We start from the raw sequence: 12,677 nt of genomic DNA on the forward strand, positions 1-12,677 counted from the left end.
CGGTTTCATGGCGATGGCCCCCAATTCGGATTATCCAGGGCATTTTTAAGCTATGTAGCCCAATAACTAAGGCTCTATTCCTTCATCAATCCAAGCATCAATTGCTGTTTTTACCTCTAATTCAGTCACAGCAGACCATTCTTTTTCATTGATAGTTGTTTTAAATTCCGCTCTTTTACCGTGACCAACTTTTTCCATTGAGTGTCCACGATACACATTTTTAGGCTTAATCATTTTTCTTAATTATCTTTACAGAATATTATAAACTGTCGCTCAATAAGTTACAAGAATTATTATCACTAATAACGAGTTATTATGGATTATTTTAACGGTTCATATATTAAATACTATTTGTTCAAATATTTATTAATAACTAAAGTTAATTTAGAAATGTTTGCAATATATATTGTTTGGATAAAACTGGTGTTTAGCTTATCTTGCTATGTAATGCTAGGCTGGTTATTTGCTTGGACAGCAGTTTGGGATGAGGCTTTACAGCAGGGCAGTGCCTTTACTTTATCCAGAGTTACTTTAATATTTTTGACTTTAACATTGACTCGCAGTTTTGCTTGGAGATTTTTTGGCGTTATCAGTTGGGCTAAAACTTTAGGTTGGTGTTACATATTAAGCCACGGTGTAACTGGAATTTTACTTTTAGCTTTTAGTGGAGGAATAACATTATATGTAGTTTTATTGGTAGTACTAAGTATCGCTTGGGCTGGTGCTTTTAGTTCAGTCGCAGTAAAAAATCAATTACTTCCATTTTTTAGTCAGTTGCACACTGTGCTAATTTTGAGACTTACCTTAATCTTTGGTTTAGGTTTAGGGATGTTAGCCCGTCTGAGCAATCTCTAAAAATTATCTTTAACTTTCGGTTACGCTACCCAATAGCCATACAACTTTCTGGCAAAATGCCTCTGATTCGCTGATAACTTCCTGTATCCTGGAATATCCGTTCTTTGTGGAAAGCCGAATGATTCCTATAGATATGAAACGACTCATCAAAAAAACCTCTAACCCAATTCGCAAGAAAACAGAAGTAACCCCACCACCGACTGAACCCATTGAGATTCCTGAGAGCCAAAATATTCCTGAACCAGTAATTGAATCAAATCCACCTGTGTACATTGAAGACTACGTTTCCGAATCCGAATACATTTCTGAACACTATCGCCCCCTCCGCTCTGTGGGTAACTCCGGGTGGCAACCGTCTGATGTGTGGCGTGAGTTGAGGGTTGATGATTTTTGTCGGTGAGCAGCATCTAAAACTTGTATAATCCTACTATAGGTACATTCAAGTTTCTGTTGATAAATGCTATTGTCTGGCATGACAGAGTTAAAAGAACTGCCTTTATGGATTCACCTGTGGTATTGATCAATGTCTTCTCTGTTCCTCAAGGTTTGGAAGATGAATTTCTTCGCAAATGGAATCAGACTGCTCTGTTGATGAAAAATGAGCCAGGGTTTATCGATACAAAGTTACATCGCAGTCTTGACCCAAGCGAGAGATTTCAATTTATTAATATTGCAAAATGGTCTAGTAAAGAAACGTGGCAATCGGCATTCTCTAAACGCATTTCCCAAAATGAGATTTTTGAACAACAATTACCTATTGAAGCTAATCCTGCCCTTTATCAAATTGAAGCAGAGTATTAAATCTCAAAACAGAATTTAGAGGAATCGTAATTCAGCCATGATTACTGAAAATGATGATTCAGTGGATGCAGTCAATGAACTGGTAAGAAAAATATCTATTAAAGAAACTCAGCTAAGAATAGCCCAAGAGTCGAATCTCATTCAGACTACTGAAGCGTTAGAAAATCAACTATCCCAATTGCAGCAAGAATTGGGAGATAATTCAGACACACAATTGCAGTCACTAATGAGCTTGTGAAATGCTTACGACAGTAACTGAGCTTTTTAGAAGTGGGGCTTACACCTACGCTAAAATCTGATGTTCCCATTCTGAAATAATGGCAATTGAATAGCTTGAGATTGTTTTTGATTATCAAGGTTAGACAAAGAAATCCCTAGCAATCTGATACTACGATTCTCCAGATCAATCAACTCAAACAGCGCTTTAGCTATCTCGAAAATCGTAGATAGTTCACTGATGGGAGCAAGCATAGTTTTACTGCGGGTTAACTGCTGATAGTCAGAGAATTTAACTTTCAATGTTAATGTTCGGCCACGCGTTTCGTGCTGCTCTAAGCGTTGCTCCACTATCTGGGCAATCTGTTCAAGTTCCTGCAACATCTGACCGACATCGCTTAAATCTTGTGCAAATGAGGTTTCTGCACCGATGGACTTACGAACTCGATTCGCCTCAACTAGGCGATCATCTTCTGCTCTGGCAATCTTATAGTAATACTGACCTGCTTTACCAAAGTGGTGTGTTAGCTCCAAGAGCGATCGCGTTTTCAAATCTGCGCCAGTATGAATGCCGAGCGAATGCATCTTCGCCGCCGTAACTTCTCCTATACCGTGGAATTTTTCAATCGCTAGCTGTTCTACAAAGGCGATCGCATCCTCTGGTAAAATCACGGTTAGTCCGTTGGGCTTGTTCTGCCCTGATGCCATTTTTGCAAGAAACTTGTTAATCGACACGCCTGCGGTTGCTGTCAACTGAGTTTCCTGGAAAATCGCAGTTTTGATGTGTCTTGCGATAGTAGAAGCGTAGGGGATACTTTGCTTATTCTCAGTAACGTCCAAATATGCTTCATCTAGTGCAACCCCTTCCACTAAATCACTGTAGCGTTTGAATATGGCGTGGATTGAAGTGGAAATCTCTCGGTAAATATCGAATCTTGGTCTGACAAAGATAAGCCCAGGGCACTTGGCAATTGCTGTTACTGAGGGCATTGCTGAGTGAATGCCAAACTTACGAGCTTCATAACTGGCGGCTGCAACTACGCCTCGCTGATTAGGGCTGCCACCGACTACTAACGGTTTACCTCGGTAGCTAGGGTTGTCCCTCTGTTCCACCGATGCGTAGAAGGCATCCATGTCTACGTGAACTATCTTCCTCGTCTGCATTGTTGTTGAAGTATTACCATTTCTACCAAGCGGCGAGAACGACTATTCTCTGGTAAATTTGTGATTCAATCTGGATATTTGAGAAATTTCTCACCACAATAGTACATTAGCACTAGTGCTTTTGAGCTTTCATCAGCTTTTTCATTGAGAAAGTTCTTGTAACAATAACGTTACACTTGATTGAATAGCATTTTGTCGTCACGTTGCCAACGCACGGTATGAGAGGGAGCAAGAGGATGACCATTGGTGTTTGGGTTCTCGGAGATCAACTTTGGTCACAGCAATCAGCACTGCAAAGTTGCTTGCTTCCAAAGCAACAGACTCCCGTAATTTTTATTGAATCTCTAACTCATGCAGGGCAACTTCCTTACCATTTGCAAAAACTGGTATTGGTCTGGGGAGCCATGCGTCACTTTGCTGCCGAATTGCGATCGCTTGGCTTCCCAGTAACATACGCTCAAAGCCAAGATTTCAAAACACCTTTAATTGAATGGATAAATTCATACCAAATTAGCGAACTGCGGGTGATGACTCCAACGGATCGCCCTTTTGTTGCGTTGATTCAAAAGCTAGAACTTCCAATTCAAATCACTTTCACACCAAATAACTGTTTTATCTGGAGTGATCAGGAGTTCATTGAATGGGCCAGTGGACGCAAACGCCTAATCATGGAGGACTTTTACCGCCAGGGACGAAAGCGGTTCAACATTCTAATGGAGGGCAACCAACCTGTTGGTGGTCGATGGAACTTTGACAAACAAAATCGCAAACCACCAAAAGGCAAACTGACCTTACCCGAAGCTTTATGGTTTGAACCAGACTCAATTACACAAGATGTAATTGACTTCATTAAGCAATCTGAGGCATTCCAAGACAATCAAAGTTACTGGCTTCTTGAACCCTTCTGCTGGGGTGTAACGCGGCAGCAAGCACTACTTGTAATGAAGTTTTTTATTGAAACACGTTTGTCCTCATTCGGGCCATACCAGGACGCGATGGTGACTGGCGAACAGACAATGTGGCACGCGATGCTTTCTCCCTATCTCAATATTGGATTGCTTCATCCCTTGGAAGTTGTTCAGGCGGCACAGCTTGCATATTTAGACAACAGCAGCGACTGGGAGCTAAACAGCATTGAAGGCTTTATCCGTCAGGTGCTTGGCTGGCGAGAGTATATGCACGGTGTTTATGTTTACCTAGATGATGACTATTCAGAACGTAACTGGTTTAACCACACTCATCCACTGCCTGCTTTTTATTGGACTGGCGATACACAGATGAATTGTCTGCACCAGATTCTAACTCAGGTTAAACAAATAGGTTATGCTCATCATATTCAACGGTTGATGGTGTTGAACAACTTTGCAATGATAGCAGGTATCTCCCCCCAAGAACTTAAGGACTGGTTTCATGCCGCCTTTATTGATGGCTACGATTGGGTGATGCAAACCAATGTTATTGGTATGGGGCAGTTTGCTGACGGTGGAATGATTGCGTCTAAGCCCTATGCTGCTTCTGCTAACTACATCAACAATATGAGTGACTATTGTTTGAATTGTACTTACAACCCTCGTGAGCGCACCACTGAAAATGCTTGTCCTTTCAACTTTTTTTATTGGGACTTTCTGGCTCGTCATTATGACTTGCTCAAAAATCAGCCACGCATAACTCAAATCTTGCGTAACTTAGAGCGAATCTCTCCATCGGAACTTCAAAAAATCCGCTCTCTGGCTTCTAATTGGCACACCACACAAGCAGCAACCGTTGGACAAGGAAATGCCCAGTAGCCTGATGCTGCGGTTCTCCAGCAAGCGTGGACTCAAGCTGTGCTTTGGCTATCTCAAAAATCGTAGAGAGTTCACTATTGATAACTTTTTAACTGTCTGTTTGCCCCATCTCCTCAATATCCATAATATGAATATCGACCGATTACAGTCACTTAAGCAAAAACTCATAAATGACGCAGACTTATCCGATATCTGGCTATTTTACATGGATCATTTTGCGGATCTACCGGAATTCACTGACCTGGGTGAGCCTGCCTATAATGAATATCTAGATGCCGTCCTCCAAAAAACTTGTCAGCAGATGTTTGATAGGGCAATAAAGATTAGTGACTTTTTGCTAATCTACATCGCTCCATATCATTTATTTCATGGAGCTTTCTTTCTTGAAGGGCGTATTGGGGGTGTGATTTATTTCGAGGATATCAAAATTGGGTTAATTGCAGTGTCGGCAGATTATCCCCCTACCGATGCGGTTAAGTATTCACGTTTTACTGAGATGATTCAACTGTCGGCTCCTAATGGCAATGACCGCAATTGAGAGAAGCACAACTTATAGATGTTTCAAAAAGTACGATTACATTTCTTGAGACGGCAGCCGCAGTTTTGAATTTATGGTTGTTAAAAGAGGTTTTGTTGGATTGCAACAAGACAAGACGATTTCTCAAGGGCAGTGACTCTCACGAAAATACTCTACTGAGTTATTCATCTCAACAGAGTATATAAAATTACATTTATTACCTTTCACTAAAATTTAGTTTATACAATACTAGGTATCCATACCTCTGTATAAGTACTGGAAATATTGATTGTAGCGATCGCCAACTTTTCTTTTCCATTAATTCGCCTCCACATAGTTAGTGGAGCTGATTACTCAACATGAGAAATGAAAAACGCAGATATCACAGTATAGCCAACAAAAAAAATCACAGTTGATATCATAAAAAACTCCTTTTTTAGCCAAAAAGTAAAATAATATTTACTTACTTTAAATTTATAGCTAATACTAAGTGTAAACATCTACTAAAAGACTACTCTACTAAATGTCTAGAGGATGATTCGGCTTCACAAAATTATCTTTCATAGTCATGGTGAAGTATATCTCAATAATTACAGTCATTATGTTAGAGATTGCTTATACACTTATTTTTTCCTCTTCCTCTGCCTTAAAAGCCTCCTCTGCAACGCCAGCTTATCCATCTCACTGTTAGAACATTGCTCCCTGTCAGGCACTTACTCAGAAGAAAAGTACTTTCGCCTCGATCTTGGGTATTTTATTTTTTAGCTATCCCCAGATTCAGATCCCTCAAATAAGCGATCGCCATAATGTAGTCTATTGTTAGTGTGGAAACGAGCTATGCACAATGCTGCTCATCTCAAGGTATATCCTTGACAGCAAGACAATAAAACTTTTGGGTTTGCTTGGGTTTGCTCCGAGAACTAGCTCTTTCCTTACCTTTGGACAACCGATGCCAGTATTTGGTCAATCGCTGCCAGTACATCTGTATCTAGCTGTACTCCTGATGCAGCCGCATTATCAACAATTTGTTCTGGACGGCTAGCACCAATAATTGCTGAAGACACACGCTCATCTCGTAGTACCCAAGCCAGAGCTAATTGTGGCATACTCAACCCCAAGTCTTGGGCAATGGGTTTGAGCTTTTGTACTGCTGTTAGTGTACGCTCGTTAAACAACTCCTCCATCAAAAACGAATTCATCTTTTCGTTAGCAGCACGAGAATCTGGAGGTGCAGCTTGTCCTGGCTGGTATTTACCTGTGAGTACACCTTGAGCTAACGGCGACCAAACAATTTGACTGATGCCATTAGCTGCACATAATGGAAACACCTGTGCTTCCGGTTTGCGCCAGAGCATGGAATACTGGGGCTGGCTGGAAACAAAGCGTCCAACATCAACCAAATTCAGTGCTGCTTGGATCTGCTGCGGACTCCATTCGCTAAAACCGATGTAACGAGCTTTTCCCTGACGCACTACCTCAGTGAGTGCCGTCATCGTTTCTTCTAAAGGCGTATTTGGATCGTAGCGATGGCATTGGTACAGGTCAACGTAATCAGTACGCAGTCGCTTTAAGGAAGCATCAATTTGTTTTCTGATTTGGGCTGCTGAGAGTCCTCGCTCAGTGGCTGACATAGGAAAGAAAACTTTGGTCGCTAAGACGTAACTTTCGCGCTCAGTACCTTGCAATACTTCTCCCAAAAATGATTCAGCCCCTCCCTGAGCGTAAACATTTGCAGTGTCAATAAAGTTAATTCCAACTTCTAAAGCTTTGTGTATACAAGCCTCTGCATTTTGCTGCTCTACACCACCCCCATAAGTCAGCCAGGAACCGAGACTAATTTCGGAGACGCTCAACTCGCTGTTTCCCAATTGTCTGTATTTCATTTGTATTTCTCGTTTCACTGTTGTTTTCATCTTGATTAATCTCCAAGAAGCTATTTTTAACAAGAAAGGCAGAAGGCAGAGGGCAGGAGTTTCAGTTGGAATACTGCCCTCAGCATAGCTACTGCGACAATCATGGAGCAAGGGTTTAAGCCCCACTCCAAAATCTCTGATTTGGTGTCCTGCAATCAGTGTAGGTCTGAAGCCTACACTGTATTGCAACCTTCTGCCTTCTGCCTCCTGCCTTCTTCACCGTATTTACAAACTTTGTCTCAAGCCACCACAGCTTTCCTCATTCAAATTGCAGATATTTCGTCTGTTTAAATATACCTAATGAAGAGTCTCAATCTCTGCGCCACTACTGTGATCGCTTTTAGGCATCTGCCCAAAAAAGATATTTATGTCCAATTAATAAATTCTTCGGTAAGAGACTCGTATTTTCCATAAATTTGGTGTACCTTGTTATTTCTGTGCAATTATTAATACCCATCTTTTCGCAACTTTACTCAGACAAATTTTAAGCCAATGCCTTCAAGGGAACAGCCAATGAAAACTTCTAATGAGATACACACTAAGAAAATCATCAAAAAATCCGACAAGCTCACGCTGAAACAGATGAAATTAATCGAGGAGGCAGAAGACCAACAACTTCTAGCTAATACTGTCAATTCTCTAGCCCCTGTGGTTGAGGTTGAGGAGAAACCAGTAGCGATTTCAGAGCCTAGAGTTCCTGACTATATTCCATTGCTTGACAATCCTCCAGTACAATCTGTGGGTAATTCCGGCTGGCAAGTGTCTGATGTCTGGCGGGATATTCGGGTTGATGATTTTTGTAATTAAAGCAGGCAATTTGTATTCCCAGACGGTTCTGCATCAAGGCGGTTGCAATTATCCACGCAGTATTGCTGCCTGAGCAACTTTTATGAAAAAGAGGGGAAGGAGGGAATGGCACGCTTGTTAATCGCAAAGCCCTGATATAACAAGATTTTGAGTGTGGGGAGTGTGGGGGGGAAGACTTCTTCCCCGTCCTCCCACACCTCCCACACCCTGCCAGCAAGGAGATTTCAGCTTTACAAGCGTGCCATTCGGCTCAGATGGTTTGTTCGCAGTTGATCATCCACGGTGTCCCAAACTGATCGGTCAACATGCCTTCATCGCGATGACCAGAACGTTTGCACGATCGCCATCTTCACCTTGCCGTTTTCTGCTAGAGCGTGAAAAAGCCGTTCTGCCTCAGTGATTTCAGGAACGCTAATTTGTACGTAGAAACCTTGCGGGGTTTCAAAGTATCCTGGTGGGCAGTCAGATCCCATCAGGAGGCGATCATCTAGTTCAAGGCAAGCGTGCATGATTTTGTCTTGCCATTCCGGTGAGACATTTTCGGCAGAAGGTGCTTCTTTGTGTGTCATCATCATAGTAATCTTGCCACCCAGACATTGTTCATAGAACTTGAACGCTGCCTCACAGTTGCCGTTGAACATCAGGTAAGAATTGAGTTGCATTGATTTCTCCTTTTGTAATCGATTCTGCGTTTTGATGAGCGGATCGTTCGCATATAAACATCATTTGCGCGGTTGTTGATGACCAAAGAGGCAGGGGAGCAGGGAGCAAGGGAGAAAGATACTGGAGTTCCCCTGCCACAAGGGTTGCAAGCCCCTAAATTTATTTATGGGGTTCTCCCCCCCGCCCCCTGCCCCTTGTCCTCTTCGCTGACGTTACTCTTGCTGCTGCGTTTCAAGTTGAGCGCGAATGCGGTCTGACTGCTCCCTTAAGGCGGGTGTCAGGACTTCACCAAAATCCTCTGCCTCGAATACGGGACGAATCTCAATCTCGGAGTCTCCTGGCATCGGGTTAGGGCAGCGCTTTACCCAAGCAACTGCCTCGGACATTGAGTTCACCTGCCACAGCCAGTACCCTGCCACTAGCTCCGGCGCTGGAGTGAAAGGTCCCTGGGTGACGGTGCGATCGGTTCCTGAAAAGTGAACTCGCACCCCTTTGGAGCTAGGATGAAACCCCTCAGCGGCGAGCAAGATACCTGCCCTAGCTAATTCTTCGTTGTACTGCCCCATTTCAGTTAAAAGCTGTTCGCTCGGCATGACCCCAGTTTCAGAGTCTTGGGTTGCTTTGACAAAGACCATGACTTTCATTGTGAAATCTCCTGTTGAATGGTTTTGAGTTAGATTGCGAGGGGTTGGGTGTCAATACTGCACGCTTTTTTCAACTCGGCATTGGGTTTGGGGAAAAGGTTAAAGGGTAAAGGTTAAAGGTTTTTTCTTTCCCCTTCCCCCCGCCCCTTATCCCCAGAGGGGGCCCCACCTTCCCCTTTTCCCCAAAACCCGACAAGTATTGGGTTGGGTGTGCTGATTAGCGCAAAGCGCAACTCCGAAGGAACCGCTAATCAGCAGCGACACGCTTGAGTTCATCAATCTCGATCTTCTTCATTTGCAGCATGGTAGTGGTCACTTTTTGAGAGGTTGCCGCGTCGGGGTGGTTGAGTAACTCAATCAGAATGCGAGGAATAATTTGCCAGGCGACACCGTATTTGTCTTTGAGCCAGCCGCATTGCTGTGCGGTTTCATCCCCACCGGCAGACAATTTTTGCCAGTAATCGTCCACGTCCACCTGGGTATCGCAAAAGATTTGGAAGGAAATCGCCTCGTTAAATTTGAAGGTCGGACCACCGTTGAGTGCTGTGAACGGCTGACCATCAAGTTCAAAGCTGACAGTCATGACGGCTCCGGCTGGTTTTCCTTTCATTTTCTGTCCAGCGTCTCCATATCGACTGACGTGGACAATTTTGGAATTGCGAAAAATCGACGTATAAAACTGAGCGGCGGCTTCGGCTTGATCATCAAACCATAAACAGGGAGTGATTTTGGAATTGTTTTGCATGAGGGTTCTCCTTGAGTTCAAGCGGTTAAGGACGTCAGGGCTGTGCTGGTAGTCCCGCAACTTCGATGACAGGACGGATTTCGACGGTGCCGACTTTTGCACCTGGGATGCGGGTGGCGATCGCAATGGCTTCGTCCAAATCCTGAGCATTAATGAGGAAGAATCCACCCAATTGTTCGCGGGTTTCGGCAAATGGTCCATCGGTCACGAGTGATTTGCCATCACGGACTTGGACACTGGTTGCGGTTGCAACAGGATGGAGTGGAGCCGTCGCCAGAAATTGTCCTTGAGTATGCAAGTCCTGGGCGAGTTGGGCAGATTCCCCATAGCAATGCTCCCGCTCGGTGTCGCTCATGGCGTTTTCTTCCATATAAATCAGCAGCAAATATTTCATTGGGTTGCCTCCTTTGTGATTAAGTCGAACGGGAATTGTCCAAATCGACACCTGAGTGCAAAAATTTTGTCTAGTACAATTGAACTTATCTCCCTTTATCAGTCAGTCGAACGGCAATTGCTCAAATCGACACCTTGCCCAAAATTCTTTATGTCTTTTTGTGAAAGGTATGGCTTCAATCCCAAAAACAGATGTGGCTCAAGCAATTGCTGCCCTTTATCGAACTGAATGGGGGCGCATTGTCGCTATTCTGATTCGGCTGGTCGGAGATTTTGATGTAGCTGAAGAAGCTGCACAGGCAGCATTTACAGCGGCAGTGAATCAGTGGGAAAGCGACGGTATTCCTGATCGTCCTCGTGCCTGGATTATCCGAACTGCACGGTACAAGGCGATCGATTATCTCCGACGACGCACGAAACTGACCGAAAAACTGGAGTGGTATGCGGCATCTGGCTTAATTCCATCCACTGAAGAACCAACCTATGACAGTGATGAAATTGGAGACGATCGCCTGCGATTAATCTTTACCTGCTGTCACCCGGCACTGGCAACGGAAACTCAAGTAGCATTGACCCTGCGAATGTTGGGTGGACTGGAAACCGACGAAATTGCCCGCGCCTTTCTTATACCGACTGCAACAATGGCACAGCGGTTAGTTCGTGCTAAACGCAAAATTCGAGACGCAGGCATTCCTTACAAAGTACCTGAGACGACTGATCTCGCTCCCCGGATAGAGGCAGTCCTGACAGTCATCTATCTCATCTTCAACGAAGGCTATGCCGCAACCAAAGGAGATGCGCTCGTGCGGGCTGACCTCTGCATCAAAGCGATTCGCTTGGGGCAACTGGTGCGGCAATTGCTGGCACCCCAACCCCCATCTGAAGTCACAGCACTGGTGGCGCTGATGTTATTGCACGATTCGCGGCGCAATGCGCGTCTAGATGAGGCAGGCGATTTGATTTTGCTAGAAGATCAGGATCGCAGTCGTTGGAATCATCTACAGATTGCTGAGGCGTTACCTCTGGTAGAGGAAGCGTTGCTCTTTGGAACCGGAGTGTATGCCCTGCAAGCGGCGATCGCCGCCCTCCATTGTCAGGCAACCCGCGCCGAAGAAACAGACTGGGCGCAGATCGTGCGGCTCTATGAGGTGTTGGAACGCTTGCAGCCCTCACCCATTGTTACCTTGAACCGAGCAGTGGCGATCGCAATGGCAGACAGTCCTCAAGCCGCATTTGGACTGATTGATAGCCTTGCTCCAGAACTGGACAGTTATCATCTCTTTCATGCCACCCGTGCAGATTTATTCCGGCGTGTTGGAGCATTAGAGGAAGCGACCCAGAGCTATACACGGGCACTAGAATTAGTGACAAATGACAGTGAGCGTCGTTTTCTGGAACGTCGGTTGCGCGAAGTTCAACCTAACATTCAGTCCGGCTAAGGGTTTACAACAGTTTAAAGCGCCAGGCATCCATGATGCCGTGGAAAAAGAAATGAAAAATCTTTTAACAGGGTGAACTTGTAACTTAACAAAAGGCAAAAGAAGACAAGTCGGCTTAGTACTTTAGTACTGTTATAATCCAATCGTTTCATCAAGTTGTGTTAGGGTGCAGCAAATCACCAATCGGCTCTCTGGCACATCCACATCCACCTCAACTGATAGAGGATTCCGACATGGATGACAATCCCAGCATTCTCTCGCAGGTTTCGATTGGTACTAATGATTTTAAACGAGCGATCGCCATTTGTCGTAGTGCGGTTCCTGCGGCGAGCGTTCGCGGAGCGTCTCCAAGAGTTGCCATCGCTCTGTGAATATAGGTTTTGAAAGCATAACGTATTTTAAGTGTTATTTTATACTCAAACTACTTAGACACCTGGAGAAAAGGTATTAATCGTAGATGATATCGGATAAAAGATAAGGGTTTCTTATTTTGTGTTCTCCAGCATTCCTGTATTGTCACTGTAAGCATAAGATGAGCAACTTGCTCACTTTATGGTTTCAAAGCGGGTTGCTCAACTTATGCTTACACAAGGAAGGAGTAGCACCGTCCAGTAGCTCTGGTGTGGGTTCAACTTAGTACTGTCACTGGAACGATAACTTGGCAGAAAAGGACGGCTTATGCTTCCAATCGCCAAAAGGACAAATTATGGTTCTAAGCCCCAAACTTAAGCCC

16 protein-coding genes are annotated in these 12,677 nt (G+C 44.2%); 9 read left to right on the plus strand and 7 right to left on the minus strand.

Going from position 1 to position 12,677, the window contains the following annotated elements; translation table 11 throughout:
* Positions 1-66 precede the first annotated feature (66 nt).
* On the minus strand, positions 67-234 hold the full coding sequence (locus V7L31_RS04135; RefSeq protein WP_190938341.1) for a hypothetical protein: 168 nt from the start codon (positions 232-234) through the stop codon (positions 67-69).
* A gap of 156 nt (positions 235-390) precedes the next feature.
* Here V7L31_RS04135 and V7L31_RS04140 point away from each other — a divergent pair, with 156 nt between their 5' ends.
* The 4 genes from V7L31_RS04140 (at position 391) to V7L31_RS04155 (ending at position 1,894) form a co-directional block, all read left to right on the plus strand.
* Positions 391-855, plus strand: a complete 465-nt coding sequence (locus V7L31_RS04140; RefSeq protein ID WP_334695074.1) for a hypothetical protein — start codon at positions 391-393, stop codon at positions 853-855.
* A gap of 118 nt (positions 856-973) precedes the next feature.
* Positions 974-1,255 carry a hypothetical protein gene (locus tag V7L31_RS04145; protein ID WP_334695075.1) on the plus strand — a complete coding sequence of 94 codons (282 nt, stop codon included), beginning with the start codon at positions 974-976 and terminating at the stop codon, positions 1,253-1,255.
* A 14-nt stretch (positions 1,256-1,269) separates the two neighbouring features.
* Positions 1,270-1,656, plus strand: a complete 387-nt coding sequence (locus V7L31_RS04150) for an antibiotic biosynthesis monooxygenase family protein (protein WP_334695076.1) — start codon at positions 1,270-1,272, stop codon at positions 1,654-1,656.
* 37 nt (positions 1,657-1,693) lie between these two features.
* Complete coding sequence (locus V7L31_RS04155; RefSeq protein ID WP_334695077.1) at positions 1,694-1,894, plus strand: hypothetical protein; 201 nt, start codon at positions 1,694-1,696, stop codon at positions 1,892-1,894.
* A gap of 50 nt (positions 1,895-1,944) precedes the next feature.
* On the opposite strand, the gene dinB is transcribed toward V7L31_RS04155, so the two are convergent.
* Positions 1,945-3,036: a DNA polymerase IV gene (gene dinB, locus V7L31_RS04160; RefSeq protein WP_334695078.1), complete on the minus strand. Its 1,092-nt coding sequence runs from the start codon at positions 3,034-3,036 to the stop codon at positions 1,945-1,947.
* 236 nt (positions 3,037-3,272) lie between these two features.
* On the opposite strand from dinB, the gene V7L31_RS04165 reads away from it, so the two are divergent.
* Both V7L31_RS04165 and V7L31_RS04170 read left to right on the plus strand, forming a co-directional pair.
* Entirely contained in the window at positions 3,273-4,823 is a 1,551-nt protein-coding gene (locus V7L31_RS04165; RefSeq protein ID WP_334695079.1) for a cryptochrome/photolyase family protein, read from the plus strand.
* Positions 4,813-5,361: a hypothetical protein gene (locus V7L31_RS04170; protein WP_334695080.1), complete on the plus strand. Its 549-nt coding sequence runs from the start codon at positions 4,813-4,815 to the stop codon at positions 5,359-5,361. The genes V7L31_RS04165 and V7L31_RS04170 overlap by 11 nt, the downstream gene beginning before the upstream one ends.
* Before the next feature lie 911 nt (positions 5,362-6,272).
* On the opposite strand, the gene V7L31_RS04175 is transcribed toward V7L31_RS04170, so the two are convergent.
* Positions 6,273-7,223 carry an aldo/keto reductase family protein gene (locus tag V7L31_RS04175; protein ID WP_334695081.1) on the minus strand — a complete coding sequence of 317 codons (951 nt, stop codon included), beginning with the start codon at positions 7,221-7,223 and terminating at the stop codon, positions 6,273-6,275.
* A 543-nt stretch (positions 7,224-7,766) separates the two neighbouring features.
* Here V7L31_RS04175 and V7L31_RS04180 point away from each other — a divergent pair.
* Complete coding sequence (locus tag V7L31_RS04180) at positions 7,767-8,060, plus strand: hypothetical protein (protein WP_334695082.1); 294 nt, start codon at positions 7,767-7,769, stop codon at positions 8,058-8,060.
* 311 nt (positions 8,061-8,371) lie between these two features.
* Here V7L31_RS04180 and V7L31_RS04185 read toward each other — a convergent pair whose 3' ends face one another.
* The 4 genes from V7L31_RS04185 to V7L31_RS04200 form a co-directional block, all read right to left on the minus strand.
* Entirely contained in the window at positions 8,372-8,722 is a 351-nt protein-coding gene (locus V7L31_RS04185; protein ID WP_334695083.1) for a VOC family protein, read from the minus strand.
* Positions 8,723-8,935: 213 nt separating this feature from the next.
* Positions 8,936-9,367: a YciI family protein gene (locus tag V7L31_RS04190; RefSeq protein ID WP_334695084.1), complete on the minus strand. Its 432-nt coding sequence runs from the start codon at positions 9,365-9,367 to the stop codon at positions 8,936-8,938.
* 247 nt (positions 9,368-9,614) lie between these two features.
* Complete coding sequence (locus tag V7L31_RS04195) at positions 9,615-10,112, minus strand: VOC family protein (RefSeq protein ID WP_334695085.1); 498 nt, start codon at positions 10,110-10,112, stop codon at positions 9,615-9,617.
* A 34-nt stretch (positions 10,113-10,146) separates the two neighbouring features.
* Complete coding sequence (locus tag V7L31_RS04200; protein ID WP_334695086.1) at positions 10,147-10,506, minus strand: YciI family protein; 360 nt, start codon at positions 10,504-10,506, stop codon at positions 10,147-10,149.
* A 169-nt stretch (positions 10,507-10,675) separates the two neighbouring features.
* Between V7L31_RS04200 and V7L31_RS04205 the strand changes: the two genes are divergently transcribed.
* Both V7L31_RS04205 and V7L31_RS04210 read left to right on the plus strand, forming a co-directional pair.
* Positions 10,676-11,944 (plus strand): RNA polymerase sigma factor, encoded by a 1,269-nt coding sequence (locus V7L31_RS04205; protein ID WP_334695087.1) that lies wholly within the window; start codon positions 10,676-10,678, stop codon positions 11,942-11,944.
* Between the two features lie 233 nt (positions 11,945-12,177).
* Positions 12,178-12,315 carry a hypothetical protein gene (locus V7L31_RS04210; protein WP_334695088.1) on the plus strand — a complete coding sequence of 46 codons (138 nt, stop codon included), beginning with the start codon at positions 12,178-12,180 and terminating at the stop codon, positions 12,313-12,315.
* The last annotated feature ends 362 nt before the right edge of the window (positions 12,316-12,677 follow it).

This window comes from Nostoc sp., assembly GCF_036916655.1.
In the GTDB taxonomy this organism is placed as follows: domain Bacteria; phylum Cyanobacteriota; class Cyanobacteriia; order Cyanobacteriales; family Nostocaceae; genus Nostoc.